Source organism: Stenotrophomonas sp. CASM106, assembly GCF_049384825.1.
Lineage (GTDB): Bacteria > Pseudomonadota > Gammaproteobacteria > Xanthomonadales > Xanthomonadaceae > Stenotrophomonas > Stenotrophomonas muris.
On the sequence record NZ_JBMRFS010000002.1, the window covers coordinates 647,169 to 673,022 of the forward strand.

The 25,854-nt window shown below is 65.3% G+C and carries 33 protein-coding genes and 1 tRNA gene; 26 read left to right on the forward strand and 8 right to left on the reverse strand.

Features of this window, described 5'->3' with window-relative positions; genetic code table 11:
* Positions 1-17 precede the first annotated feature (17 nt).
* The 11 genes from VG556_RS06875 to VG556_RS06925 all read left to right on the forward strand — a co-directional run bounded on the left by VG556_RS06875 (position 18) and on the right by VG556_RS06925 (position 11,591).
* Positions 18-1,064: a phage major capsid protein gene (locus tag VG556_RS06875; RefSeq protein ID WP_100449759.1), complete on the forward strand. Its 1,047-nt coding sequence runs from the start codon at positions 18-20 to the stop codon at positions 1,062-1,064.
* A gap of 79 nt (positions 1,065-1,143) precedes the next feature.
* Positions 1,144-1,386, forward strand: coding sequence for a hypothetical protein (locus tag VG556_RS06880; RefSeq protein ID WP_100449760.1), 243 nt, complete (start codon positions 1,144-1,146; stop codon positions 1,384-1,386).
* A 50-nt stretch (positions 1,387-1,436) separates the two neighbouring features.
* Entirely contained in the window at positions 1,437-1,982 is a 546-nt protein-coding gene (locus tag VG556_RS06885; protein WP_100449761.1) for a hypothetical protein, read from the forward strand.
* A 66-nt stretch (positions 1,983-2,048) separates the two neighbouring features.
* Positions 2,049-2,795, forward strand: coding sequence for a hypothetical protein (locus VG556_RS06890; RefSeq protein ID WP_100449762.1), 747 nt, complete (start codon positions 2,049-2,051; stop codon positions 2,793-2,795).
* Entirely contained in the window at positions 2,792-3,592 is an 801-nt protein-coding gene (locus VG556_RS06895) for a hypothetical protein (protein ID WP_100449763.1), read from the forward strand. The genes VG556_RS06890 and VG556_RS06895 overlap by 4 nt, the downstream gene beginning before the upstream one ends.
* Positions 3,592-6,354 (forward strand): hypothetical protein, encoded by a 2,763-nt coding sequence (locus tag VG556_RS06900; protein ID WP_238381425.1) that lies wholly within the window; start codon positions 3,592-3,594, stop codon positions 6,352-6,354. The genes VG556_RS06895 and VG556_RS06900 overlap by 1 nt, the downstream gene beginning before the upstream one ends.
* A complete protein-coding gene (locus VG556_RS06905; protein ID WP_100449764.1) occupies positions 6,351-6,839 on the forward strand; it encodes a hypothetical protein in 489 nt (162 codons plus the stop codon). Before VG556_RS06900 ends, VG556_RS06905 begins: the two co-directional genes overlap by 4 nt.
* Complete coding sequence (locus VG556_RS06910; RefSeq protein ID WP_100449765.1) at positions 6,839-7,549, forward strand: hypothetical protein; 711 nt, start codon at positions 6,839-6,841, stop codon at positions 7,547-7,549. Before VG556_RS06905 ends, VG556_RS06910 begins: the two co-directional genes overlap by 1 nt.
* 3 nt (positions 7,550-7,552) lie before the next feature.
* Positions 7,553-8,197, forward strand: coding sequence for a hypothetical protein (locus VG556_RS06915; RefSeq protein ID WP_100449766.1), 645 nt, complete (start codon positions 7,553-7,555; stop codon positions 8,195-8,197).
* Entirely contained in the window at positions 8,197-9,447 is a 1,251-nt protein-coding gene (locus VG556_RS06920; protein WP_100449767.1) for a hypothetical protein, read from the forward strand. Before VG556_RS06915 ends, VG556_RS06920 begins: the two co-directional genes overlap by 1 nt.
* Positions 9,447-11,591 (forward strand): hypothetical protein, encoded by a 2,145-nt coding sequence (locus VG556_RS06925; RefSeq protein ID WP_100449768.1) that lies wholly within the window; start codon positions 9,447-9,449, stop codon positions 11,589-11,591. The genes VG556_RS06920 and VG556_RS06925 overlap by 1 nt, the downstream gene beginning before the upstream one ends.
* Here the strand turns inward: VG556_RS06925 and VG556_RS06930 are convergent.
* The gene (locus tag VG556_RS06930; RefSeq protein WP_100449769.1) at positions 11,556-11,774 is read right to left on the reverse strand and encodes a hypothetical protein; all 219 of its coding nucleotides are present in this window, start codon (positions 11,772-11,774) and stop codon (positions 11,556-11,558) included. The two genes, VG556_RS06925 and VG556_RS06930, sit on opposite strands and share 36 nt — an antisense overlap.
* Positions 11,771-12,286: a hypothetical protein gene (locus VG556_RS06935; protein ID WP_100449770.1), complete on the reverse strand. Its 516-nt coding sequence runs from the start codon at positions 12,284-12,286 to the stop codon at positions 11,771-11,773. The genes VG556_RS06930 and VG556_RS06935 overlap by 4 nt, the downstream gene beginning before the upstream one ends.
* Positions 12,287-12,382: 96 nt before the next feature.
* On the opposite strand from VG556_RS06935, the gene VG556_RS06940 reads away from it, so the two are divergent.
* From VG556_RS06940 to VG556_RS06955, 4 genes are all read left to right on the forward strand, one after another.
* The gene (locus tag VG556_RS06940; protein WP_100449771.1) at positions 12,383-12,547 is read left to right on the forward strand and encodes an Arc family DNA-binding protein; all 165 of its coding nucleotides are present in this window, start codon (positions 12,383-12,385) and stop codon (positions 12,545-12,547) included.
* Positions 12,544-13,311 (forward strand): phage antirepressor KilAC domain-containing protein, encoded by a 768-nt coding sequence (locus VG556_RS06945; RefSeq protein ID WP_100449772.1) that lies wholly within the window; start codon positions 12,544-12,546, stop codon positions 13,309-13,311. Before VG556_RS06940 ends, VG556_RS06945 begins: the two co-directional genes overlap by 4 nt.
* On the forward strand, positions 13,301-13,807 hold the full coding sequence (locus VG556_RS06950; protein WP_100449773.1) for a hypothetical protein: 507 nt from the start codon (positions 13,301-13,303) through the stop codon (positions 13,805-13,807). The genes VG556_RS06945 and VG556_RS06950 overlap by 11 nt, the downstream gene beginning before the upstream one ends.
* Before the next feature lie 75 nt (positions 13,808-13,882).
* Complete coding sequence (locus VG556_RS06955; RefSeq protein WP_100449774.1) at positions 13,883-14,161, forward strand: hypothetical protein; 279 nt, start codon at positions 13,883-13,885, stop codon at positions 14,159-14,161.
* Between the two features lie 4 nt (positions 14,162-14,165).
* Here the strand turns inward: VG556_RS06955 and VG556_RS06960 are convergent, their stop codons facing one another.
* Positions 14,166-14,366, reverse strand: a complete 201-nt coding sequence (locus VG556_RS06960) for a hypothetical protein (protein ID WP_100449775.1) — start codon at positions 14,364-14,366, stop codon at positions 14,166-14,168.
* 115 nt (positions 14,367-14,481) lie between these two features.
* On the opposite strand from VG556_RS06960, the gene VG556_RS06965 reads away from it, so the two are divergent.
* The 3 genes from VG556_RS06965 to VG556_RS06975 are packed head-to-tail and all read left to right on the forward strand — an operon-like array spanning position 14,482 to position 15,468.
* Complete coding sequence (locus VG556_RS06965) at positions 14,482-14,709, forward strand: hypothetical protein (protein WP_100449776.1); 228 nt, start codon at positions 14,482-14,484, stop codon at positions 14,707-14,709.
* A 50-nt stretch (positions 14,710-14,759) separates the two neighbouring features.
* The gene (locus VG556_RS06970) at positions 14,760-15,005 is read left to right on the forward strand and encodes a hypothetical protein (protein WP_146257706.1); all 246 of its coding nucleotides are present in this window, start codon (positions 14,760-14,762) and stop codon (positions 15,003-15,005) included.
* Complete coding sequence (locus tag VG556_RS06975; protein WP_100449778.1) at positions 14,995-15,468, forward strand: lysozyme; 474 nt, start codon at positions 14,995-14,997, stop codon at positions 15,466-15,468. Before VG556_RS06970 ends, VG556_RS06975 begins: the two co-directional genes overlap by 11 nt.
* 38 nt (positions 15,469-15,506) lie before the next feature.
* Here VG556_RS06975 and VG556_RS06980 read toward each other — a convergent pair whose 3' ends face one another.
* The gene (locus VG556_RS06980) at positions 15,507-15,902 is read right to left on the reverse strand and encodes a hypothetical protein (protein WP_157806041.1); all 396 of its coding nucleotides are present in this window, start codon (positions 15,900-15,902) and stop codon (positions 15,507-15,509) included.
* A gap of 26 nt (positions 15,903-15,928) precedes the next feature.
* Here VG556_RS06980 and VG556_RS06985 point away from each other — a divergent pair, with 26 nt between their 5' ends.
* Together VG556_RS06985 and VG556_RS06990 are read left to right on the forward strand one after the other, a co-directional pair.
* Positions 15,929-17,212, forward strand: coding sequence for a hypothetical protein (locus tag VG556_RS06985; RefSeq protein ID WP_100449780.1), 1,284 nt, complete (start codon positions 15,929-15,931; stop codon positions 17,210-17,212).
* Positions 17,213-17,214: 2 nt separating this feature from the next.
* Entirely contained in the window at positions 17,215-17,550 is a 336-nt protein-coding gene (locus VG556_RS06990; protein WP_202909961.1) for a tail fiber assembly protein, read from the forward strand.
* A 3-nt stretch (positions 17,551-17,553) separates the two neighbouring features.
* Here VG556_RS06990 and VG556_RS06995 read toward each other — a convergent pair whose 3' ends face one another.
* A complete protein-coding gene (locus VG556_RS06995; RefSeq protein ID WP_100449781.1) occupies positions 17,554-18,219 on the reverse strand; it encodes an SOS response-associated peptidase in 666 nt (221 codons plus the stop codon).
* 153 nt (positions 18,220-18,372) lie between these two features.
* Here VG556_RS06995 and tmk point away from each other — a divergent pair, with 153 nt between their 5' ends.
* The gene (gene tmk, locus VG556_RS07000) at positions 18,373-19,047 is read left to right on the forward strand and encodes a dTMP kinase (RefSeq protein WP_065177559.1); all 675 of its coding nucleotides are present in this window, start codon (positions 18,373-18,375) and stop codon (positions 19,045-19,047) included.
* Between the two features lie 54 nt (positions 19,048-19,101).
* Positions 19,102-19,605, forward strand: a complete 504-nt coding sequence (locus VG556_RS07005) for a hypothetical protein (RefSeq protein WP_100449782.1) — start codon at positions 19,102-19,104, stop codon at positions 19,603-19,605.
* A gap of 125 nt (positions 19,606-19,730) precedes the next feature.
* Here VG556_RS07005 and VG556_RS07010 read toward each other — a convergent pair.
* Positions 19,731-19,817: transfer RNA gene (locus VG556_RS07010), tRNA-Leu, on the reverse strand.
* 131 nt (positions 19,818-19,948) lie between these two features.
* Between VG556_RS07010 and VG556_RS07015 the strand changes: the two genes are divergently transcribed.
* From VG556_RS07015 to VG556_RS07030, 4 genes are all read left to right on the forward strand, one after another.
* Positions 19,949-20,383 (forward strand): BLUF domain-containing protein, encoded by a 435-nt coding sequence (locus VG556_RS07015; RefSeq protein ID WP_014646679.1) that lies wholly within the window; start codon positions 19,949-19,951, stop codon positions 20,381-20,383.
* A 134-nt stretch (positions 20,384-20,517) separates the two neighbouring features.
* Entirely contained in the window at positions 20,518-21,804 is a 1,287-nt protein-coding gene (locus tag VG556_RS07020) for a nucleotide sugar dehydrogenase (RefSeq protein WP_014646680.1), read from the forward strand.
* Between the two features lie 55 nt (positions 21,805-21,859).
* Positions 21,860-23,482, forward strand: coding sequence for an FMN-binding glutamate synthase family protein (locus tag VG556_RS07025; protein ID WP_100449783.1), 1,623 nt, complete (start codon positions 21,860-21,862; stop codon positions 23,480-23,482).
* A 105-nt stretch (positions 23,483-23,587) separates the two neighbouring features.
* Complete coding sequence (locus VG556_RS07030; RefSeq protein WP_032959291.1) at positions 23,588-24,049, forward strand: GNAT family N-acetyltransferase; 462 nt, start codon at positions 23,588-23,590, stop codon at positions 24,047-24,049.
* A 92-nt stretch (positions 24,050-24,141) separates the two neighbouring features.
* Here the strand turns inward: VG556_RS07030 and VG556_RS07035 are convergent, their stop codons facing one another.
* Together VG556_RS07035 and VG556_RS07040 are read right to left on the reverse strand one after the other, a co-directional pair.
* Positions 24,142-25,389 carry a TIGR03862 family flavoprotein gene (locus VG556_RS07035; protein WP_049404328.1) on the reverse strand — a complete coding sequence of 416 codons (1,248 nt, stop codon included), beginning with the start codon at positions 25,387-25,389 and terminating at the stop codon, positions 24,142-24,144.
* Positions 25,376-25,810 (reverse strand): FKBP-type peptidyl-prolyl cis-trans isomerase, encoded by a 435-nt coding sequence (locus tag VG556_RS07040; protein ID WP_014646684.1) that lies wholly within the window; start codon positions 25,808-25,810, stop codon positions 25,376-25,378. The genes VG556_RS07035 and VG556_RS07040 overlap by 14 nt, the downstream gene beginning before the upstream one ends.
* Positions 25,811-25,854: the final 44 nt, after the last annotated feature.

Consider the following 25,854-nt stretch of genomic DNA (forward strand, 5'->3'; position numbering starts at 1 on the left):
CCTTCGAGGACACCCTCATGCCGTTCACCACCGCGCAGATTGCGCAGGGCGCGAACTACTCGCTCGAGTCCTACGCGACCAACGATCCGATCGACCAGATCAACATCGCCCACACCACCCTGGACCTGCTGGTCAGCAATAAGGAGGTGTCGTACTTCGGTAACGGCATCTACAACGAGAAGCTGTTCATCTCGAACGACAGCAACTACCAGAACTACAGCGGCGCCGACCAGGTCACCTACAACGAGCGTGACCCGAACCGCTTCGCCAAGTTCCAGTACTACAGCAACCACGAGGGCTTCTGGTTCGATGAAGACCGCCTGATCGCGGCCGGCATCACCATCGATGACTCCGGCGCCGGCGTTCCCTCCTCGTCGGAGAAGGAGCAGCTGGTCAACCTGCTGCAGTCGAGCTGGACCGCCATGAAGAATGGCCTGCAGGAAGGCCTGGCGCTGGAAACCCTGCAGAACGGTTCGCAGTCGGCCAAGGCCGTTCCGGGCCTGGACCACATCGTCTCGACCACCCCGGGCACCGGCGACATCGTCGGCGGCATCAATGCCAGCACCAGCACCTACTGGCGCAACAACGCCAGCATGGCTATCGCCTCGGGCGGCATCGTCGCAGCGCTGGACGCCATGTGGGACGCGTGCATCCGCTACGGCGGCGCCATGCCGACCGACATCCGCTGCGGCCAGGCGTTCCTCAACGCCTACAAGGCTGAGACCACCACCAAGGTTGACCGGCAGATCATCGTCAACCAGCAGGGCGGCACCGGCATGGATCCGTCGATCACCCGCGTGTTCTACAAGGGCATCGAGCTGATCTGGGATCCGACCTTCGAACTGCTGGACGCTCGCCTGGGCGCGATCACCTACCCGTGGACCAAGCGCTGCTACCTGCTGAACCGCAACTTCATCAAGTTCCGCCCGCTGAAGGGCCACTGGATGAAGAAGCGCAAGCCGGAAAAGCTGCCGGACCGCTACGTGACCTACTACGCGCAGACCAACAAGTACGGCATGACGGCCAAGAAGCGCAACGTCCACGCCGTGCTGTCCATCGCCTGATCGGGCATGGCCTGATCCGAGTGTCCCGGCTCCGGCCGGGCGCTCATGGGAACCCCATCCGGCTACAGGAGCCATCCCCATGAAGTCCACCCCGATCACCAACACCGCGTTCAAGACCGGCAACAGCCCGTTCCTGCGCGGCGGCAGCGCCACCTTCTCCAACTTCGCCGACACCGCCGCAACGCTGCAGGGCTCGGACACCGAGACCGGCACGTACACCACGCTGGCAACCCTGGCTGCGAACGGGCAGACCGAGGTCCAGAACCTGCCGCAGTGGATCAAGTTGTCCGCTGCCGGCACCGTCTACATGGCGGCTGGCTGACCTTCCGCGGCCTCTACACGGGGCCGCTCACCCATTCCCGAGGAGGGAACATGAGCAAGGAAACCATCATCGTCCCGGTAGTGCAGGCGACGATCCAGCGCAGCGAGTACGTCACGATCTCCGACTCGTTCCCGAAGCATGAGCTGCCGATCCTGGAGCTGATCCACGGCGAGGACAACGTGGTCGTGACCGACCCGGACTACTTCGCATTCGAGCTTCCGAACAACGCCACGCAGGAATTGCAGCGCATCTACACCAAGTACACCGACAAGTACCGGCCGGTGGTGGACCAGGTGTTCCCGCGCGGCGCCCGCGACGTCGCTTCCGAGCTGGGTATGGATGTCGGCAAGGACACTTTCAGCAAGCAGTCCGAGGCTGTGATCGAAAGCCGGCTGCCGCCGCGCCCGACCGCTGCCGCCAGCCTGAGCCGTCTCGCGCCGGAAGACGATGGCGACGACCAGCCCGAGCTGACCCATGCCGAGCTGCGCGAAGAGCTGACCCGCCTGGGCATCGACCACAAGGGCAACGCGCCGAAGGCCGAGCTGCAGGCGCTGTACGACGCCGCGCAGGCCGGCGCCGGCACTCTGGGCGGCTGATCGCCAGCACCACGCGGTAACCCGACGGGCTGGGGAAACCCGGCCCGTCTCCACAAGAGGGCTCCCATGAGCATCACCGACGGCATCCAATGCGCCTGCTCCAGCACCGACGGGAACGCCACGCTGGCAGAACTGCGCAAGCGGCTGATGATCCGGCTGGGCTTTGCCGCGCAGGCGAACAACCCGCCGCCGGGCATGAAGGAGCTGCTCAACGACTTCCTGCAGAGCGCGCAGGTGGCGCTGTTCCGGCGCCCCACCGGTGAGTTCCGCAACGAGCGTTGGTTCTCCTGGCCGCTGGTGGCCGGCCAGCGGCTGTACGACTACCCGGACAACGACGAGAAGAATGCCCCGCAGTCCTGCCCGGCGACGCTGGACCCGCGCAAGGTGACCTGGGTCGGCCGTGAGCGTGATGGCGTCTGGTCCGAGATGCACCAGGGCATCAACCCGCGCAGCTACACGACCAGTGAGCTGACCGGCTTGCCGCAGCGCTACGAGTTCCGCAACTGCATCGAGATCTGGCCGGCGCCCGACGAGACGCTGGGCAATCTGGTCATCAAGGGCAAGTTCGACCTCAACCGGTTCACCGAGGACACGGATCGGACCACGATCGACAGCGAGATCGTGTTCCTGCTGGCGCTGGCCAACGGCAAGGCGCACTACCGGCAGGCGGACGCTCAGGCCTACATCCAGCAGCTGGAGGTGATGATCACCAATCTGGTTGCAGGCACCCACGCCACGGCGCGGTACATCCCCGGGCCGCCGGCGGGTGAGGGCGTCTATGTGCCGCCTCGCCCGGAGGTACCGTTCCCGTGACCGGCCGCATTGTCACCCTCAACGCCTCCAAGGGCGGCATCAACCGGCTCCGGACGAAGGGCGGGGCAGACCCGAACACCCTGTACGACCTGGTCAACGGCTACGTCGATCAGGACGGCGTGCCGCGGTCGCGGCCGGGCACCAAGAACAAGAACACGCTCCCCACCGGGGCGACGAAGGGCCTGTGCGCCTACGACGGTAAGCTGATCGTCTTCAGCCATGAGCCGCAGACCATCGCAGCCAGCACACCGGTGGTCGAGTGTGAGGTGCTGAAGCACCCGAACACCCCAGACCTGCCGATCAAGGAAATCCACTTCGCCGGCCCGTTCCTCGGCTACCTGTATGTGGTGCCCGAGTTCGTCAATGGCGACGTCTTCCACTACTGGCTGCAGCGCGGCACAACGTGGGAGCCGGCGAAAATCTACCTGCCAGGGTCGTTGGTGACGCCCGCATCGCCCAACGGCATCGCCTACCAGCTCGACAGCGGCACCGAGCAGTTCCAGGTGTGGGTGCGCAACGTCGCGCGCGCGCTGGGAGACAAGGTCGTTCCCACCGTCGACAACGGCTATTCCTACACGGTCACCGACGCGTTCGGGCCGGCACCCCGTTCTGGCGCCACCGAGCCGTCCTGGCCGGCATCGCCGGGCGCAACCGTGTTCGAAGACAGCGATGTGGCCAACCCGACGCCGATCCCCGGTGAACAGTCCGGCAACCAGCTCCCGCCGGATGTGACGGACCGCTATGGCAGCAGCGGCGGTAACAGCCCTTGGCGCTACGCCAATCAGGAGGCGCAGTAATGGCCGCTCCCTTCTGGCAGCCCGGCACCCTGTATCTGCCCGGGGATCTGGTCCAGCCCATCACCCAGCCGGCACCGAACAACCCGCAGGTCATCAACGGTTACTTCGAGCAAGGGACCACAGGCTGGACGTTCTCCGGCGACGCTTCGCTCTCGACGTCGCACGGTTACGGCAGCCCGAATTGCGTCCAGCTGCCTGGCAACAAGCCAGACGGTGTCGCCCTGAACAACGCGCAGCTCGTCGTGCCAGTCGGCGGGCAGCTGACTGCAAACTCGATGATCCAGCAGGGGGCGTCGGTCGCCGGCGCCACGGCAGGCTGGACCGAGATTCGCTGGTATGACTCGCTAAACACGTTGCTGCAGACGGACAAGGGCAACGTGGTCGACAGTGGTTCTGGCGGCGCATGGCACCAGTCCACGGTCACCGCGACGGCACCGGCCTCGGCGGCCTATGCCCGTGCCGCAATCCACCTGACCTCGGTGGCCGACCACAACCACGAGATCTTCGGCGACAACCTCGTTGTGAGCGGCGCAACCGCAGGCCTGCCCGAAGGGCTGGTCTACAAAGCAGTCCAGACCGAGTCGGGCACATCGGGCAGCAGCGAGCCGGCCTGGCCGGGCATCCTCGGCCAGCAGGTCATCGACAACGAGGTGATCTGGGAGGCGGTGACCACCAGCCGTGTGGTGTGGACGGCCTCACCGCGTTACGTGAGCGGTGCCACCGAGCCAGTGTGGCCAGTCGATATTGGCGCGATGGTCCGTGACGGAACGATCAACTGGCGAGCAATCTCACGCAGGGTTGAAGACGAAAAATGCCCCCAATCGAAGGTGGTGGCTATCGTCGCCAGCAAGGTGTTCGCGGCAGACAAGGACATCGTGCGCTACAGCGCTACGGCCAATCCGCTGGACTGGTCCACGGCTGACGACGCCGGCTACCTGCCGACCGGCCTGCAGCAGGCCAACGCGAACAACATGGCGGTGCTGCAGCAGTACCGCGCCAATCTGGTTGCGCTCAACGCCAGCAGCTTCCAGAACTGGCAGGTGGACCCGGATCCGGCCTCCATGGACATCCTGGACCAGATGGACGGCGTCGGCTCTGTGTGGCCGAAAGCTGCCGTTCCTGTGGCGAATGACCTGTTCTACCTTGCAACGCTTGGCGTGCGGACGGTTGGTATCGCGAACGCGGCCGAGAACCTGTCGGCTGGAGACGTCGGCGCGCCGATTGACGTGCTGGTCCAAGAGGCGATGCAGGAGAGTGACGCCAACAATGGGAAGATGCTCGGGACGTACTACCCGAGCGCCGGGCAATACTGGCTGTCGGCCTCGGAAGTCCCGGCTCCGGAGCAGACAGGCGTGATCCCGGCCGTGATCGGGGCCGAGGTCAGCCACACGATCACCATCCCCGACGCGTATCAGTCGGCGTACATCTTCCCACTCGCGGATGGAGGCATAGGTGCCGCCTCCGCGCCAGATGGACTCGACAGCGGTGGAATTTTTGGCCACCGGAAGTACAACAGCGTTCTTTCGCCCAAGGAAGACTTTCAACAGTCGATCTGGGGAGGAACGTCGACGGGCGACTCTCGTTTGTTCCTTCGCGGCATGCGTGAAGATCTCGCGGCGATCAGCGCCGATGACAATTTTGGATATTGCAAGCAGCTGGCCGGTGGAACCTACAAGGGCTACTTCCAGCCAACCGGGCTTGTTCCGACATGGTGGTACAACGAGCAGGGCTATGCGCCGGAATTCGGCGGATTGGTTTGGTTCTCCGATGATTCGGTATACATCGGCGTTCGGCGCACCTCCCAGGCATTCAACGCTATCTACCGTTTCCCGATCGGGGCGGGTGGGGCTGGCATAGCGAATAGCGCTTCCTATACGCCAGTGGGTTCTGCCACCACGCCTTACTTCTGGATGACGCGCGCTCGCTCTGGCGAGATCCACGTCGTCACGCAAGACAGTCGCTTTAAGACGTTCAACGAAGCGTTGGAGCTGCTGGATGATCGGCCTTTTGGCCTGTCTCTGGATGGGTTCAGGGGCTTCGGCGTCGACAGGGGAATCATCTGCGCCGTATACGGTGGGTCCTCCACAAGCTCGGCAGGATGCCAGTTCGCACGGGTAGAAGATTGGTCGCTGCAGGGCTCCAAGATCCTAAATGCAGCCATGAGCGGCAATGAGTCGACGCGCGTGCTGTTCGATGACCAGTCCTGCTACATCCAGTGCCGAAACTGGGTAGGCCGGGTGCAGTACTCGCCCGAGATCAAGGTGTATAGGCACACCAGTACGGTCTTCGTTTACACGATGAGGGGAACCGGAAAGCAGGGAGCCTGGAGCCGCTATTTGTTCCCGTTCGCCGTTGATGCCTTCAGCCAGCTCGGCAACGATCTCTACATTCGACACGGGGATGAAATCAGCGCGGTCAGCGACTTTGCCTTGGGCGACGACGTTGGCGGCCAGACGATCCCGTTCGGTGGCACGGTCTGGTGGCCGTGGCTGGACTTCGGGACGCCGAGCGTCACCAAGATGATGGAGGGTTTCGACATCGTGAGCCAGGGCACGCCCAGCATCAGCATCGGCTACGACCAGCGGAACCTTGCCGCGTTCACCGACCCGTACACGGTCGACCCCGACACGCTGCCGGGCGGGGTGATCCCGTTCCCGATGTCGGCGCCGACCTTCAGCCTGCGCGTCGACTTCGCGCCGGGCAAGAAGTGGGCGCTGACGCAGGCGTCGCTGAGCTTCTTCGACCTGGGCAACGGGCCATGACTGTCACCGCCTCCAGCGACGTCCTGATTGAGGATCTGGCCTACCTGGCGCGCAACATGCGCCCGGACGAGATCGCGCAGGACCTGGCGATGACCGGCGCGGCCGAGTACGACCCTCAGCAGGCGATCCTGAAGATGGCGGCCGTGCCCGGCCCGAAGTTCGTCCTGCTGGCCGACGGCGTGCCTGTGGTTGCCGGCGGGTTCTGGCAGGTCCGCCCGGGGGTGTGGGAGGGCTGGCAGCTGGGCACGATGGCCGGCTGGGAGAAACACTGGCGCGCCATCACCAAGATCACGCGCAGGCTCAACGACAGGATGCTCGCCGAGCCGAACGTGCACCGCCTGCAGCTCTACGGCCAGGCCGGCCGCGACAAGACGTTCGAGTGGTACGAGCGTTCGCTGGGCTACCACCGTGAAGCCACCCTGAGCCGCTACTGCGCCAATGGCGACGACGCGGTCCTGTTCGCACGTGTCAAGGAGGCAGGCTGATGGCCGGCGGCGGCAATATCGGCAAGGGCAATTGGGCAGACCCGACGGGCCTGATCCAGAAGTCGGGCGCCAGCAAGATTCTGGACCCGCTGGGCCTGACCAAGACGGCCAAGCAGGGCGAGTCCGCTGCCGACGTGGCCGCGCGCATGGAGATGGAGCGCCAGGAGCGGATCCGCGAGGCTCAGGGCCGCATCAACCAGGTGTTCGACAACCCGCGTCGGGCCAAGGACATCGCCGATTTTGTATCGGCAACCCGTTCGAAGCTGATGGAAGACCTCAACCGGCAGAACACCGACGCGGCGCGCGAACTGAAGTTCTCGCTGGCGCGCGGTGGTCTGTCCGGCGGCAGTGTCAACGTCGACCAGAACCGCAGGCTCACCGACGAATACAACCGGGGCCTGATCAACGTGGAGGGCAGGGCGCAGGGCGCCGGCGCGCAGCTCGAAGCTGCCGATCAGGATTCCCGTGCGCGCCTCATCCAGCTGGCGACGTCTGGCTTGGACGCAACCACAGCTGCGTCGCAGGCTGCGGCCGGTCTGCGCTCCAACTTCGAGAACGCGAGGTCTCAGGCCTTCGGCGAGCAGCTGGGCGACCAGTTCGCGACCATCGGCGGGTTCGTGAAGAACCGCCGGGAGGAAGCGGCGCGGCGCCAGGCGAATCGGGACGCGAATTTCAACCTCTACGGCGGCGGTGCCGCATACGGCGGGTAACTCATGGGCCAGTTCATTCCCATCGCGATCGCTCTGGCCGGCACGGCGGCGCAGCAAGCAGAAACGCAGCGCGTCGAGCGCAAGCAGGACGAGGCGACCGCACAGGGCCTGCTGAACCAGTCGCGCCGCCAGCAGGAGGCCGATCGCCGCGTGAACGACGAGATCGCCCAGCTGGAGACCAGCACGGCAGCCGATGACCGAGCCCAGCGGCTGGGGCAGTACATGCAGCAGCTGCAGCGCGGCCAGCGGCAGGCTCTGTCGGGCTTGAACAGCCCGATCGGCGGTGCGACCTTCCAGTCTGATGCCGGCGCCGCGCGCGCCGGCGCAGACAACGCCGCGGCGACCACTGCCGGCCTGATGTCGCGCATCGACGCGCCGCAGCTGCAGCGGCAGCAGGAGGCATTCGGGTACGGCAAGCTGGCCACGGATTTGGACATGGAAGCGCGCGCGAGCCGCGGGCAGCAGTTCATCGACCAGCTGCGCCTGCGGCAGATCCGCCGGCGGCCCGAAGTCGATCTGCTGGCCGGCCTCGCCACTTCCGCCGGCGGCGCGATGGCTGGAGGCGGCGGCGGGTTCGCCGCGGCAGCCCCACGAGCAGGCGCCAACTTCTACGGGTCCTACGATCCACTCACCACGGGGTACGCCTGATGGCCAATCCATACCAGGCCGGGCAGGCTCTCGGCGCCGCGCTGTTCGGCAACACGCGCGATACCTACACGGATCAGCTGGGCCGGAACTACCAGGTCGAACGGGCGCTGCAGGAGGCCCGTCAGGCGCGTTCGAAGGCCGTGCTGGCCAACCAGATCAACGAGCAGCGGGCGCTGGTGAATCCGGAGCTGGTCAGCGGCGTGCTGGGCGGCGACGACACCGCCCGCGCAACGCTTGGCAGCATCGCGCTGCTGGCCAACGATCGATTCGACGCGGGGCAGCTGAACGACGTACTCGGTGCCGCTGCGCGCAGCTCCGCCCGTGATGCCGCGTTGGGCGGGAACTGGGAGGCTGCGAATGCAAACCTCATGGCCGTGGCCAACGGACCGCAGGAGCTGGGGGCCGTGCAGGGTCAGAACCTGCTGCAGAACCGCTTCAAGGAGGGCGGCGGCGGGATCTCGACCACCGAGCAGGGCCGGGCCGGTATCGCTGCCGACGCTGCCCGCGCGGCCGCCTCCTATGCCAGCGCCAACAGCTCCAATGCCAGCGCGGCACGCACCCGTCAGGCGGCCGGCATCGACGCGGCGAAGTTCGGGCTGGAGCGCAGCGGCCAGTGGAACCCTGGCGGCAAGTCTGCCGGCACGCTTGGGGACAGCAAGCCGTTGCCGGTCGGAGCGCTGAAGGACCTGCTGGCCGTGGAAGATGCCTTGGGCGGCACGGCCGTCCTCAATGACATCATCCAGAAGAATGCTGCGCGCTTGGCGGATGGCACCCTGAAGATCAGCCCACAGAACGCCGCGCTCTCTTGGGGCCGCACCGGTCTGGGCATCGCTACCGAGGGCGACGTCGCTCTCAATGAGTGGAAGTCGGACCTGACCAAGATCGTCAATGAGTCGTTGCGGCTCAACAAGGGCGTGCAGACTGAGGGCGACGCCCAGCGTGCAGCAAACGAGCTGATGTCTGCCAACGACCCCCGCACGGCTGCTGCTGCGCTCGCGAGGCTTGCCAAGTTCAACCGGCAGGCTGTGGAGCTCCATACCCGCAAGCAGGACATCATCAACGCAAACTACGGGCGCTCCAGCACGCCTGGTGTTGAGCCGAGGAGCTTCGGTGGGACACTCGGCGATCCGCCGGCCGCCCGTGGCCCTGGCCAGCCGGCCCAAGGCGGCCCGACGCCAGGAACCGTGCGCAATGGCTACCGTTTCCGGGGCGGCAACCCCGCCGATCGTAACGCGTGGGAGAAGATCTGATGGCCGGTCCGCTGCCGTGGGAGGAGTACCAGCAGCTGCAGGCCAAGCCTGCGCCGCGCGCGCCGCAGCCGGCCGAGGACGCTGGCCCCTGGACGGAGTACCAGGACATCCCGACCCTCGGGGCCGTAAAGGCGCTGCCGCCGGATTTCTCCGAGGTCACCGGCAGCGTTTCCAGCACCGCAGACGGCCGACAGGCTGACGGCTGGAAAGCCGGCGTTCCGCGCGACCTGGCGTTCGGCGCTCGTTCGGTGCTGCAGGGCATCGGCAGCCTGCTGGGTGCGGTCGGCGGCGACGCCCTCGGCGCGCTGGAGACCAAGATCACAGGCCGCCCCGTGGCCAGCTTCCGCGACAACGCCGCGACGCTGGGGGACACCCTGGGCCTGCCCAAGGCACAGACCGCCGGCGATCGCGTCCTCGGTGACATTGGCGAAGCGCTGACCGGTACCGCTTTGACCCTTGGCGGTGGTGGAGCGCTCACTGCTGGCCGTGCGGTAGCACCGACGCTTGCGCAGGCAGCGCCGGCTCCACGAGCGATTGCTACCCTCGGTGAGCGTGCCGGAGAGCTGCTGGCTGCTCAGCCTGCTCTGCAGGTTGCGAGCACCTTGGGTGGGTCTACTGCCGCCGGCGTCACCCGGGAGTCGGGCGGCGGCGCCGGTGCTCAGGCAGTCGCGGGCCTGCTCGGCGGCTTGGCCCCCTCTGCGGCCCTGACCGGAGCGCAGTCCGGCGTTCGTGGCCTGATGCGTGGCGGTGAGGCTGGTCGCCAGCAGCTGGAACAGGCCATCGATGACTTTGCTGTCCTGGGCGCGACCCCATCAGTGGGACAGGGGACTGGCAGGTGGTCGATGCAGGGGGCGGAAAGCCTGCTGAGCGGCGGTCCGACCAGCGGCGGCGTGATGCGCCGCTTTGCTGAGGCGCAGAACGAGCAGATCGGCAGCGGGCTGGCTGACGTCAGCAATCAGCTGGCCAGGAACATCAGCGGCGAGCGTGCTGGCCGCGCGATCGAGCGCGGCGTCCAGACGTTCTCCAAGAACACGAACGCCATGCGCAAGGCGCTCTACTGGCAGGCTGACCAGCACATCCCCAGCGACACGCCGATCGGTGTGTCGAACACCCAGCGGGCGCTTGCCGACCTCACTACGCCTATTGCAGGTGCTGAGGCCACCACCGGTGCCCAGATCAGCCCGAAGATCCAGCAGATGGCCGAGAACCTGGCTCAGGACGTCGCAGCAGCGCAGCAGGCCGGTCTCGCCGGCATCCCCTATGAGGCCGTGAAGCGGATTCGCACCCAGATCGGTGAGGAGTTGTCTGATTTCTCGCTTTCCACTGACCGGCCGACGGCACAGCTGAAGCGCCTCTACGGATCCTTGTCTCAGGACCTGGAGGCTGCCGCTCAGGCACAGGGCCCGAGCGCGGTGGCCGCAGTCCGCCGCGCCAACAACTACTTCAAGGCGTCGGCCGACCGTCTGGAAACGCTGGAGCGCGTGGTCGATAAGAACGGCGGCCCCGAAAAGGTGTTCCAGGCGGCAATGTCTGGCACGAAGGACGGTGCGACGACGCTGCGCGCGGTGATGCGCTCGCTGCCTGAAGACGGCCAGAAGGCGGTCAGCGCTGCAGTAATCAAGCGCATGGGCCTGGCCAGTCCGGGGGCGCAGAACGCGGCCGGCGATGCCTTCAGCCCGAACACCTTCCTGACGAACTGGGGCAGCCTGAGCCCCGAAGCGCGCCGGACCCTGTTCGGGCGATACGGCGCCGGCTTCAGCGAGGACATGGACAAGATCGCTCGCGTGGCGGAGAGGATCAAGGAGGGGTCCGAGGTGTTCCGGAATCCCAGCGGCACCGCCAACCGAGGCGCGGCGTTTGCGTACCCAGCCACCATCGGCGGCCTTCTCATCACGGGGCAGGTTGGGCCTGCGGCGGTTGCCGTCGGCGGCGGCGCAGGAGCTAACGTGTTGGCACGCGCTATGACGAATCCCCGTTTCGTGAAGTGGCTTGCACGGTCGACGGAGCTTCCGATTGGAGCTATCCCCGCACAGATCAACGTGCTGAAGCGCATGAGCGCAGAGAACGATGATGATTCGATCGGCGAGGTTGCCGCAGCGTTGGAAGCGTCAGGCGAACGGAGCGCTGAAGGCCCACAGCAGTAGGTAGATGACGCAACCGGCCAGGCCGAGGAGCAACAGGGCCACGCCCCACGGGAAGGCAAGGGAATGCCACCACTTCGGAGGATGCTTGGCGTCGAATGCTCGGTCCTTGGCCTCACGATCAAGCTTCGCCCAGGTCTTGTCCGGGTGGAACTGCCCTGCGTCTTTGAATCGGTCGTCGGTCATTTCAGCTGCCCCATGGCCTTCTGGATGGTGATGACGCGCTCGGCGAGCTTTTCCAGTTCGCCGTCGGTCAGCAGGGTAGTGAGCGGGAACGTCTCTAGCGCCCTGGACATGTGCGACCGCTTCTCGGCGTCCGTGCCAGTGATGCGTGGGCCAGTGACACGCCGCTTGATCTCGGCATCGTCCAGCTGCAACACAGCGTCCTTGCCGCCAAGCTCCGCCACGCGTTGACGCAGAACCGTACGCTCTGGGAACAGTAGCACCTTCAGAACTGCAGCCCGGTCGAGCGGATCGGTCAGCCCATAGCTAACGCCAATGCTTCTCTCCAGTTCGATGCCGCGTTCGCGCTCTTCGGACTCTTCCAGCTCCTGCTCCATGTACCCCTGAAGCATGTGGACCAGTTGGGCGTTAAAGGTGCGCCCAGCCTTGCGGGCCTCTTCGTGGACCTGGGCGTGAAGCTCAGGGGGAACCCGGAGGGCCGTGCGGACGTAGTCCTCTTGGGTGTTCTTTTTCATGGGGAGAGTCTATCGGCTTCAAATTGGTGTTGACAGCCGGGAGGAGCGGCTTCATAGTGAAGCTGCGGGCTTCATGGTGAAGCCATTGGAGGCAATATGAAGCAGAAGCGACTGGTTACCCCCTTCGGTTTGCGGCTCTCCCCGGAGCTGAAGCAGTGGCTGAAGGACAAGGCGGCTGACAACCGGCGTTCCCTGAATAGCGAAATCGAGCATCGCCTTGCAGGTACGCGCGCGCAAGAAGAGCGGAGGGCAGTCGCATGAACGGACTGATCCTGAATGGGACTGCCTCGATCACCAGCCGAGAAATCGCCGATCTGGTCGACTCCCGGCACGACGACGTGAAGCGGTCCATTGAAAGGCTGGTCGCAAAAGGGGTCATTGGTTCTCCGCCAATGGCGGAAAAGCCCACAGCAGGCCGCCCTGTCTCCGAATACGTCTTCTCCGGCGAGCAGGGCAAGCGCGACAGCATCGTTGTGGTTGCCCAGCTCTCCCCCGAGTTCACGGCACGGCTGGTCGACCGCTGGCAGGAGCTGGAGTCGAATGTGGTCGCCCCGGACCCAATGAGGGTGCTGGCTGACCCGGCCGCGATGCGCGGCCTGCTGCTGACCTACACGGAAAAGGTCATTGCTCTGGAAGACAAAGTGGCCGAGCAGGCCCCCAAGGTCGAATTCCACGACAGGGTGGTTGAAGGCGACGACGTGCTGATGATGGACGAGGCTGCCAAGCTGCTTGGAACAGGGCGCAACACGTTGATGAAGTGGATGCGCCGATCTGGCTGGCTGCGCCGCGACAATCAGCCATACCAGGACAAGATCAACGCCGGCCTGCTTGATTTCAAGGTCAGCAAGGAATGGACGCATCCCAAGCGTGGGGTTCAGCGCTCGATGACGCCGCTTGTCACTGGAAAGGGGCTTGCCAGGCTGCACAAGCTCCTGACCGACGAGCATTTCCCGCTCTCGGGTACTGCTCATAGCGCAGCCCTGGTAACCAAGGCTGACGAGAGGGCGAGCCGCGATGTCCACTGACAAGAGCAAGGTCATCGACTTTCCCAGTCGCTCCCGAGCCAAGCCCCGGGATGAAAGGTTGTGTACCCGCGACTACACAGGGCATGTAGGCAAGATCTACACGCAGATCTGGTGGTCAGGGGACGTTTTGTGGGGTGTGAGCGAAAGCGAAAATCTCACTCTCGGCGGCCTGAAAGAACGGGTTCTGGAAGAGGCTGACGCCGTCAAGTTCGTCATGCAGGAATCCATCAGCGGCATGGAAGCACTGTATGAGCGGAGCAAGAAAGAGCCCTACGTTGCCGATCCTCGAAGCATCTCGTTCACCGTTGCAGTTGAACGGGCGGTGCATTTCGTGGATTGGCTGCAAGAGATGGTTGCAGGCTGGGAGAAGAACTTCGAAGGCATTGAGGCCGCAGTTTATGAGGTCCGCGAGGTCAGCTTCGAAATGTCCGGCGACGACCCTGCCTGGGCAGTAATCCTGAAGATCCACGCTGATTCGCAGAAGAAACCGGCGTGATACATCCCAAAAGAGAAGCCCCAGGGAGGCAACCCCGGGGCTTCAGTGCCAAAACCCATCCAGTGGAGATTGATCATGGCGAGAACCAGTGTAGCCGCTAACAGCGAGCGTGAGGTTCAGTTGGTCGAGATGCTGCATGAATCAAAGGGGTCATTGCAGCACGCAAGCGACCTGTTCCGCCAGCTGTCGGCCTTGTTTCAAGCCATTCAGAAGTGCGGCGGCGAGACGCAGGAACTTGCTGCGCTTGGCCGATACGTGGCCAATGAGTGGGAGGAAATTACCGACTCTGCTCAGTTGGATGTTGAACGACTTCTCAGCTCGCCGGTCAACGATGTCCTGAGAAAGGCGGCATAGCTCCCTAGCGCTTGATTGGCAGGCTGACAGGCGAGTTAACTTTCCCGGAGCCCCCGGTTATGTAAGCCTGTCCAGCAGCGCGAGCAGCCTTAGTGGCCTCAGAGAGGTCGACGCTCTGGCCAATAACCGAAAGCCCCTCGCTGACAATTCGGATGTAAATTTGCTCAGCGATCTTCTCGGCAGCCAACTGTTCTACGTGATTCATCACAATCTCCTTGTGGGCCACGGCCAATCCGGGGCCTATGTGCAGGGTATCACCCTCCGTTGAAGCCGCCCGGTGCGGGGGTAGGGTGACCTCTCCTGGCTAGAGGAGAGGTCACGTGTACAACAACACGCCGCACATCCCGACTTGGCGCCTGTGGCTGATCCACATCGTGGCGAAGGCGGTTGGGGTCTTGGTGCATGTCCAGGGGTTCCCGCTGGGTAGCAGGAGCAAGAAGTACGCGCTGCCAAGTGAGCCGAGCTGGAGCGAGGAGCTTTCGGAGCTGCAGCGCATCACCGCCGACCGGGCGAATGACGATGCTTGGCGGGGAGCCTCGCTCCGTTGAAGCATCTGCGCGGAGCGCGAGCATTGCCCTGACTTCCACAGGGGCGTGCAATGAAAGATCCGGTTTCCCAAGAGGTGGCTGCGGCCGCCTACAAGCTCGTGCCACCGGTGGTGGGGACGATCACCACCACGGCGCAGGGACTGTCGTGGGCTGACCTGGTGGCGATCTCGACGCTGGTTTACACGTGCGTCCTGACTGCCACGACGGTGATGCGGAACTGGGGCGATTGGTCGCAGTGGCTGGGCGCCCGTTTCGCGGCCTTGCGCCGGTTCTGGGAGTGGATCCGTGGCCACTAAGCGCGGCGTGGTGATTGGCGGGACGGTGGCCAGTGTGATTGCCCTGGCCAGCACCGCCCTGGTCCGTCCGTGGGAGGGCTACTCGCCGACTCCCTACATCGACATGGTTGGCGTGGCGACCTACTGCTACGGCGACACCGGTCGGCCGGAAAAGGCCCGATATACCGAGCAGGAGTGTGCCCAGCGGCTGAACAGCAGGCTAGGGCAGTACATGGCCGGCATCAGCAGCTGCATCGTCCTGCCACTCCACGAGAACGAGTGGGCGGCGGTGCTGAGCTGGACCTACAACGTCGGCGTGGATGCCGCATGCAAGTCGACCTTGGTCCGCAAGATCAACACTGGCCAGCCGGCGTCGGCCTGGTGTCCTGAGCTGGACAAGTGGGTGTACGCAGGCGGGAAGCGTGTGCAGGGCCTGGCCAACCGTCGCGCGGCGGAGCGCCGCCTGTGTGAGGGCAAGTCGTGAACCGCGCGGTGATCGCCATCTGTGCCTTCGCCCTCTGGTCAGCGGCGATGTTCGGCGCGGGCTGGGCGTGGCGCGGCGATCGCGCAGAGGGCGCGGAAGCCAGGCAGCAGGCCGGCGCCAGTGCCGCCCAGGTTGAGCAGGTCAATCAGACGCGGACGACTGAACACCAACAGGCCGACGCTCTGGCCGCCATCGGAGAGAAGCATGAAGAAGATCGTGCCGCGGCCCCGGCCGTCGCTGATGTTGTTGTGGCTGGTGTGCGTGCTGGCGATCTCCGGCTGCGCGACGGGTGGGCGAGCTGCGAGACCCAGCGTCTGTCCGATGCCGTCGCCGCCGCCAGCGAACGTGATGCGGCCGCCGAGCGCCGAGCAAAGTTTGCGGGCGCTGTTGTTCGAGTCGGGCGAGACGCCGACGACCAACTCGCGGCCTGCCAAGCCGTAGTCCGCGCGCTGGGGCGGTAATGGCCAAGAAGCGCGTACCGCTGCACCAGAATCCCCGCGGCTTCGTTGACGTCGACCCCGACGCAACCAACGGCGCACAGGTGGGCGTGAACCTTCGGGGGCCAGACGGCCAGATCCTGACGGCGGCGCAGGTGATCAACCCCACCGGCGGCAGCAGCGGCGGCCCGAGCAGCATCGCGTCGACCATCTGGAAGCTGATCAGGGAGGTCCCGTCCAACATCCAGAAGCTGGCCGCGCTGATCGGCGCCGGCTTCGCCGCGAGGCAGAGCAACGGTGATTGGGCGTTGCGGTCGCTCCAGGAAGGTACCGGTATAGACATCGCCAACCCCGACGGCGATGCAGGGAATCCGACGATCGGGCTGAAGGACGTCGCGAACTCGGGTACTGGCACGCTTCTGGCGGTCACGCGCGACGGAAAGGGCAGGGTGACCGGAACACGGCCGGCCACGATCACCGGCACCGCTCAGCAGATCGACGTGGCCAATGGGAACGCGGCGGCCGGTATGCCCACGCTGGAGCTGGCTTCCGAAGTACTTGACTCGCTGGGGAAGGCCGACAGCGCCGTGCAGGAGGTCCGCCCAGGGGCGAACGTGACCGTGGACAACACCGACCCGCGTCGGCCGATTGTCTCAGCAATGGGTACTCCCGATGGCTATATCGATGGCTTCAAACTTTCATATTCCGGGGCTGGGCAAGTATCAGTTTCCAGCGGGAATGCGTATGTACCCAGTGTCGGGGGGATCGTTTCCGCCCTGCCATCCGCGCCTTCGGTGTCTGTAGGCACGAACGCTTTTGGCCATGTCTATCTCCGTGCCGATGGAAGTACGGAGGTAGATTCGACATCTCCATCTGCTGCATATAGCGGCACGGCTAGGACGAAAACCGGGGACAGCAGCTGTCGTTATCTAGGAACTGTTCTAACTGATTCACTTGGCGATGTTTACATGTTCATGCATGTAGGTGCGCAAATCACATACATGGTTACGCTGGAGAATGCACCTTTCCGTGTCCTTGCAAATGGCCAGCAAACAACGGCTGCAACTGTTTCCGTAGCTTCTATTGTGCCGACAACCAGTAGTATCGCTAATTTCGGCATAACCAATATCGACGCCGCAGTGGCAGCGCTGATAAATAGCGATGCATTCGCATACACCTCGAACCCCAATAGCTTCGCTGCTATCCCAGTTCCACTCGATGCATCAAACTCCTTCAATTACAACTACATTGTGACACCTACTGGCGGCCTATACGTGGACTGCCTTGGATACTACTTTGAGAGATAGCTATGTACGCCATAAAAGGAGGTAGTTACAGGACGATCTCTTCCTTTGACGAGCTGGAGGCCGGCGAAGAATTCGCAATGGCTATCCCGCCACCTTTGGAAGAGGCGCTGGAGACGGGAAAGATACGCCGCCGCCGTGACATGGCATTGCGCGGCACCGACTGGACCCAGATGCCCGACGCGCCACTGACCGCGCTGGAGAAGGCCGCCTATCAGACCTACCGACAGGCGCTGCGAGATTTGCCCAGCGTTCCAGGGTTCCCCGACGTGCCCTGGCCGACGTTACCGACCATCAGGGACGGCACGGCCAGCTCTGGAGAGGGCGCTGTGTATTCCTGATCGCTAGGCGATCTTTTGCAGCAGATCCTCGCGGTTGTTGCGAGGCGTGTTCACCGCGCGGCTGACGCGGTACGCCTCCATCGCCGGCGGCTCGCTGGCCAGCAGCATTGCCATGGCGTCGTCGGGACTCGCGGCCATCCAGTCATCGATCTGGTTGGCCTGCAGCCACACCGGCATGCGGTCGTGAATGTCGGCCGAGACGCCGCTGCTGTCGCCGGTGATGATGGTGAAGGTGCCCAGGTTGCCCTCGGGCAGCAGAGGGCTGGTGTCCTCCCACAGGCCAGCCGCCAGCAGCGGCCCGGTGGCGTGGATGAACCAGGGATCTTTCTTCTCGTCGATCGGGCTCACCGACCACTCGTAGTAGCCGGCCATTGGGATGACGCAGCGGCGCTTCTTGAATGCCGACCGGAAGGCCGGTTTGGTGGCCACCGTCTCGATCCGCGCGTTGATGGTCGAGCCCTGCAGGCCCTTGGCCTTGGCCCAGAAAGGCAGCAGGCCCCACGCCAATCGGGTCACCTGCCGGCCTTCGCCCCTGTCCAGAATCACCGAGGCGCGCTGTGTCGGCGCGAGGTTGTAGCTCGGCTGGATCTCGGCCAGGCCGGGGGCAAGGTCAGCCAGCCCCGGCTGGCCGAAGTCGATCACGGGGAGCTGGACGAATCGGCCGCACATGGCCGGAGGGTAGCCCTGCCGGCCGTGGCCGGGGCGTGTAGAGCGTGCCGTCGCATGACCGGATCACTGTCAAGACTGGCCCTGTGGCGCCCGTCCGCGTTAGCATCCCGTCCCCCTCTGGCGGTGCCGGGGCAATTGGATACACTACCCCGCATGACGAGCATCACCATCCCCGGTGGCCTGCTGGTTGCCATCGAGGGAATCGATGGGGCCGGCAAGTCGACCTTGGCCAAGGGCCTGACCGAGCGGCTTCGCGCCCATGGCGTGGCCGTTTCGACTAGTAAAGAGCCGACCAATGGGCCGTGGGGCACCAAACTTCGTCAGTCCGCTGAATCGGGCCGCCTGAGCCCGGAGCAGGAGGTCGAATACCTGCTGGCTGACCGCCGCGATCACGTGGAGCAGTTCATCGAACCGGCTCTGCAGCGCGGAGAGGTGGTGATCCTCGACCGCTATTTCCCGTCGATGGTCGCCTACCAGGGGGCTGCCGGGCTGCCGGTGGAGGACCTGTCGAAGGCCAACGACTTCGCGCCCCGGCCACACCTGATGCTCCTGCTCGACGTTGAGCCGGCCACTGGCCTGGAACGTATCCGCGCACGTGGCGACAGGCCGAACCACTTCGAGAACGAAGAGAATCTGGCCCTGTGCCGGCAGATCTTCTTGGGCATGGCCGAGCGCACGAAGTGTGTGATCGATGCCTCGAAGTCGGAGGCGGATGTATTGGAAGACTCGTATGCCCAGCTCATCCGCCAGTTCGCGCAGAACATCGGCGGCTTGTCGCTGGAGAACATCGAGAAGGTCGGCACCCTCATGGAAGGGCGGCTGGCTTAATCCGGTCAGGATTCAATCGCAGCATCTGCGACCGCCGGCCGTATCCTTCCGGCCATGCGCTCTTCCTACGGCTTCCGCACCGCCCCGATCCCCTCTGGCTGGGTCCAGACCGGCGAGCGCTGGGCGCTTTGGTACAACGGCCGGGAGACGGCCAGCGTGACTCCCGACGGCGGTCCCGGGGTCCGGCTATGGATGGAAGGCCAGAAAATGTGGCAGGTGAAGGAAGTGCGCGCGGCCAACGTCCGGCAGGCGAAGCGGTACGCCGAGCGCTGGTGTGCGGCCAGGCTCTATCCCGATCTGCCCCTGCGCCAGGCAGTCGCCCGGCTGACCGACAGCACGCCGATCCAGCCGCCGCCGCCGCTGCCCGGCCTGCCGCCGACCCGTGAGCAGCAGCAACAGGCCCGGCGCCTGGCCGAGGCAGGGGCGAAGGAGGTCGAGCGGATCAAGGCGGCGCTTGAACCGCGCAAGCCGCCGGCAGAGACGAAACCCCGAGCGAGGGACGCCCGCAGCAAGGCGTGGGTGAGGGCAGGGCTGCAGCAGATGCGGCGCGGCGTTTGAGGCATCCGCGACATTGCGTCGCAGACATCATCTGCTGCTCGCTTGGCATCATGCGTCTGAGCAGATTGCGGAGCGTCGACAAAATTGCGGAGCGAAAACGCGATCGATGATCGTCGTAAAAGCCTTGGTGCCCGGAGCCGGAATCGAACCGGCATGGGGTTGCCCCCGGCGGATTTTAAGTCCGATGCGTCTACCAGTTTCGCCATCCGGGCCTGCAGCGCGGCGCCGATTGTAGCCCAGCTGCAGAATCGCAGCCGGATTGCCGTGGGGCGGCAGCGTGTTTAACTGTCGCTCCCATTCATGTCATAGTCCCAACCATCGTTCCCAGGGGGGGAGCCGCACGATGTCGCTGCACGCGATTGCCTATGCCAGTGAGGCCCGCGCCGATCTGCAGACAACCGATCTTGACCGCCTGCTGGCCGATGCCACGGCATTCAACCGTGTAGCCGGTGTCACCGGTGTGCTGATGTTCGATGGCAGCCGTTTCCTGCAGTACCTGGAAGGCCCGGAGGACGGTATCGATTCGGTGTACCAGCGCATCGTCAATGCGCGCAGCCATGGCCAGCTGAAGGTGCTGTGCCGCGCGCCGGTGGCGCAGCGGGCGTTTCCGCGCTGGTCGATGGGAACCCGGCGCATTGATGCGGAGCTGCTGGCACAGATCGTTGAATCGGCGTGGCCGGGCTTCCTGCTTGGCAGCGGTGGCTTCGAGCGCCTGCGGCAGGCCTGGACCGGCGCCGATGGCGAACTGGAACCGGCCGCGGTCGCACTGGGCTCCTGATCCCATCTTGGCGGGCAGGCGCCCGGGCCGTTACGCTGTTGCCTTTCTGGCGTGGAATTACACGGAGTGGTGCAGCGAATGAGCAGGTCGGCCGAATCCATGGCGGCATGCATGCCGTTGCGCGGGACATGCCAGTGAGCGCGTCCCTTGCGGCAGCGGAGACCCCGCGTTTTGCGGTGATCGGCCTGGGCTACGTCGGCCTGCCGTTGGCGGTGGCCTTCGGTCGGCACTGGCCGACGCTGGGCTTCGACATCGATGCCGATCGCATCGCCGAGCTGCGCGATGGCCAGGACCATACGCTGGAGGTGGAGGCCGACGAGCTGGCCAGTGCTCGGCAGCTGCAGTACGGCAGCGATCCGGCCTTGCTTGATGCATGCAACGTCTACATCGTCACCGTGCCGACGCCGATCGATGCCTATGAGCAGCCCGATCTGGAGCCGTTGCGTTCGGCGACGCGGCTGATCGCCAGCCATCTGCGCGCGGGTGACCTGGTGATCTACGAATCCACGGTGTACCCCGGCACCACTGAAGAAGTCTGCGTGCCGCTGCTGGAAGAAGGCTCGGGCCTGCGCTTCAACGAAGACTTCTACTGCGGCTACAGCCCGGAGCGGGTCAGTCCCGGTGACCGCCAGCGGCGCCTGGCCGACATCCGCAAGATCACCTCGGGGTCGACAGCGGAAGTGGCTGCGGTGATCGATGGCCTGTACCAGCGCATCATTGCCGCCGGCACGTTCCCCGCGCCATCGATGCGCGTGGCCGAGGCGGCCAAGGTGGTCGAGAACATCCAGCGCGATGTGAACATCGCGCTGGTCAATGAGTTGGCGCTGATCTTCGACAGGCTGGGCATCGATACCCAGGATGTGCTCGATGCCGCCGGCAGCAAGTGGAACTTCCTGCCATTCCGGCCGGGCCTGGTCGGCGGCCATTGCATCGGCGTGGACCCGTATTACCTGCTGCACAAGTCCGAGAGCGTGGGCTACCACCCGGACCTGATCCACACGGCGCGGCAGGTCAACAACCGCGTCGGTGAGCATGTGGCGTCGCGGGTGCTGGCGATGCTGGCCGAACGCGGCCGTGAACCAGTGCAGTCGCGCATCCTGGTGCTCGGTGTGACCTTCAAGGAGGATTGCCCGGACCTGCGCAACAGCCGCGCGCTGGAGCTGGCGCAGCGCCTGCGTGATGCCGGCGCTCAGGTCGAGGTCAGTGATCCCTGGGTCGGCCCGGCGGCATTGGCCGATGAGGGCGTGCAGTGGCTGGCCGAACCCGTGGCAGGGGCCTATGACGCGGTGGTGCTGGCGGTTGCCCATGCCCGCTTCAAGGCGATGGATGAGGCGGGTATCCGGTCGCTGCTGGCGCCGGGCGGCCTGGTCTACGACGTCAAATCGGCCTGGCCACGCAACGTGGTTGACGATCGCCTGTAAACCCGGGCGGCGGGCAGCACGGTAGACTCGCAGGCAGTTGCAACCAAGGAACGCCATGCACCGGTATATCGTCTACCTGCTCGCCATCCTGATGTTCCCCATCTGCCTGTGGTTGGCCACGATCTGGCCGGCCTGGTACTGGGGCGTCGGCCTGACCGCCGCGATGGTGGCACTGGGGACCTGGGACCTGCTGCAGAAGCGCAGCACGCTGCGCCGCAACTATCCGGTGATGGCGCACTTCCGCTACGGCCTGGAATCGATCGGTCCGGAAATCCGCCAGTACTTCGTGCAGAGCGACCTGGAGGACGTGCCGTTCTCGCGCCAGCAGCGTGCACTGATCTACCAGCGGGCCAAGAACGAGATGGACACGGTGCCGTTCGGCACCCTGCGCAGCACCTACGCGGTGGATTACGAGTGGATCAACCACTCGCTGGCGCCGACCGCCATCGCCAAGCACGATTTCCGCGTGCTGATCGGCGCCAATTGTGCAAAGCCGTATTCGGCGAGCGTGTTCAATATTTCGGCGATGAGCTTTGGCTCGCTGTCGGCCAACGCGATCCGCGCACTGAACGAAGGCGCGCGGCGTGGTGGCTTCTACCACGACACCGGTGAAGGTTCGATTTCGCCATACCACCGCGAGATGGGCGGCGATCTGGTGTGGGAGATCGGCTCGGGCTACTTCGGTTGCCGTGACGAAAAGGGCGGTTTCAGTGAAGAGCGCTTCGTCGCCAACGCCACCCATGATCAGGTCAAGATGATCGAGATCAAGCTGTCGCAGGGCGCCAAGCCCGGTCATGGCGGCGTGCTGCCGGCGCCAAAGGTGACCGCCGAGATCTCGGTCACCCGTGGCGTGCCGATGGGCGTGGACTGCGTATCGCCGTCGCGTCACTCGGCGTTCTCGACGCCGGTCGAACTGCTGCAGTTCGTCGCCCGTCTGCGCGAACTGTCCGGCGGCAAGCCGGTCGGTTTCAAGCTGGCCATCGGCCACCCGTGGGAGTGGTTCGGCATTGCCAAGGCGATGCAGGAAACCGGCCTGCTGCCGGACTTCATCGTGGTCGACGGTGCCGAAGGCGGTACTGGCGCAGCACCGGCGGAGTTCGTCGACCATGTCGGCGTGCCGATGCACGAAGCACTGCTGCTGGTGCACAACACGCTGGTCGGCCTGGACCTTCGCGAGCGGATCCGCATCGGCGCGGCGGGCAAGATCACCAGCGCCTTCGACATCGCGCGCACCATCGCGCTGGGTGCCGACTGGTGCAATGCCGGCCGTGGCTTCATGTTCGCGCTGGGCTGCATCCAGTCGCTGAGCTGCCATACCGACAAGTGCCCGACCGGCATCGCCACCCAGGACCCGGCGCGCTGGAAGCACCTGGATGCGCCGGACAAGGCCACCCGCGTGTACAGCTACCACGAGCACACGCTGCACGCCCTGAAGGAGCTGTTGTGTGCGGCCGGCCTGAACGATCCGGCCGAACTGGGGCCGGAGCACATCCTGCGTCGTGTTTCGCCTGTCGAGATCCGCTCGCTGGCGTCGCTGTACCGCTACCTGGAACCGGGCGAGCTGCTGCACAAGGTGCCGGATCATGCGGTGTTCCATGCATTCTGGGCCGATGCACGCAGCGATTCGTTCCAGCCGCCGCCGAAGATCCAGGCGCTGCGCGCCAGCAAGTCGCGATAATGTGTTGCTGTAGAGCCGAGCCCATGCTCGGCTGCTTCTCTCATCGCAATATTGGAACGAAGAACAGCCGAGCCGAGCATGGGCTCGGCCCTACAGGGGGATGTCATGCGGTTCAGGACCGGCACCATCGACGATGTCGCCATGCTGTGGGCACTGCGCACGCGTTGCGTTCGCGAGACGTGCAGCAGCCATTATCCGGCGGAGGTGATCGATCCGTGGTCTGCTTCGCCGCCGCCGTCGCAGTACGCACGGCTGCTGGGGCAGGGAGGCTGCGTGGTGGCCGAGGACGGGCAGGGTGTCCTGCTCGGGTTCGGCGTGTTTGATACCGACGCCAATGAAGTCGATGCGCTGTTCGTCGATCCGGATCGTGGCGGCACGGGCATCGGCCAGGCGCTGATGCAGCGTCTGCTGGCGATGGCCGATCGTGAGCGCGAGGTGGTGCTGTCAGCCTCGCTAAACGCCGTGCCGTTCTACCAACGGCAGGGATTCATTGCCGTGCGGGAGGAAGCCTACCCGCATCCCAGCGGCGTGGCGCTGGCTTCGGTGAGCATGCGCAGGCCGTGGTGAGCGCCCGGGGATTGGAGAGTCGAGCCATGCTCGACTGCTTCATCGTCTGAATCAAAGGCAGTCGAGGATGGCTAGACTCCACAATGCGGGCGTCACCGCCCAGCCAGCCACCCGATCACGCCCTCGGCGGCGCGCAGGCCACTGGCATAGCACGCCGTCAGCAGGTAGCCCCCCGTGGGGGCCTCCCAGTCCAGCATCTCGCCGGCACAGAACGCGCCGGGTACTGCCCGCAGCATCAGGCCATCATCCAGCGCATCCAGGCGCACGCCGCCGGCAGTGCTGATCACCTCGGCCATCGGCCGTGGACGCAGAAGGCGCAACGGCAGGCGCTTGAGCGTGGTAGCCACGGCAGGCAGGTCGTGGCCCGCATCCTTGCCAAGGATCTCGAACACCAGGGTGGCCTTCACCGCATCCAGTCCGGCCTGGCGGCGCAGATGCTCACCAAAACTGCGACCCTTGCGCGGCCGCGAAAGATCGGCCAGCAGGCGTGCTTCATCGCGTCCCGGCACCAGGTCCAGCCACAGCATGGCATGGCCATCACGGTTGATGGTCTCGCGCAGGTCTGCGGCCAGCGCGTAGATCAGGCTGCCTTCGATGCCGTACTCGCTGGCTACGCATTCGCCCTGCAGCGACTGCGGTTGTCCGGCCAGGTCGAGCCAGTGCGCGACCACCGGCTTCAACGGTGCGCCTGCATTGCGCTGGGCGAAGAACGGCGTCCAGTCGATGTCGAAGCCGCAGTTGGCCGATTGCAGCGGCGCAATGTCCACGCCTCGTGCCTGCAAGGGGGCGACCCAGGCGCCATCACTGCCCAGCTGCGGCCAGCTGCCGCCACCCATCGCCAACACGCTGGCATCGGCGTGGACATCGATCTCGCCGGCTTCGGTGGCGAAGCGCAGCGCGCCGTCGTTGCCCCAGCCGATCCAGCGGTGGTTGGCATGCAGGCGCACGCCCTGTTCCTTCAGTCGGCGCACCCAGCCGCGCAGCAGCGGCGCAGCCTTGCGGTCGACCGGGAACACGCGGCCGGAGCTGCCGACATAGGTCTCCACGCCAAAGCCGGCAGCCCAGTCGCGCAGCGCCTGCGCGTCGAAGCCATCCAGCCAGCGACCCACGGCCGTGGATTGCTCGCGGTAGCGGCTGTCGAACAGCGGCCGCGGATCGGAATGGGTGAGGTTGAGACCGCCCTTGCCGGCGATCAGGAACTTGCGGCCGGGTGAGCCCTTGGCCTCGTACAGGTCCACGTCCAGCCCCGCGGCGCGCAGGCGCTCGGCGGCGAACAGGCCGGCCGGGCCACCGCCGATGACGGCGACCCGATGGGGCAATGCGGTATTACGGCTTGACATCGAGCAGCTCGACATCGAACACCAGCGACGAACCGGCCGGAATCGGCCCGACCCGGCGGTCGCCGTAGCCGTAATCCGGCGGGATCATCAGCGTGCGCTTGCCGCCGACCTTCATGCCGGCCACGCCCTCATCCCAGCCGCGGATGACCTGGCCGGCGCCGAGCGCGAAGGTGAACGGCTGGCCGTGCTTGAAGGAGCTGTCGAAGGTCTTGCCGTGCTTGGTTTCGGTGCGGTTGTCGTAGATCCAGCCGGTGTAGTGCACGGTGACCTTGCTGCCGGGAACGGCTTCGGTGCCGGTGCCAGCGACGGTATCGATGCGCTCGAAGGTGGTCAGGGTGCCGCCCGGCGGCGGACCGGAGGGCTCGCTCGAGCAGCCAGCGGCGGCGAGGGACAGCAGCAGGGGAAGCAGCAGGCGGCGCATCGGGCGTCTCCAGAAGGGCGCAGGGCGAGGGCGGCAAGGGTAGC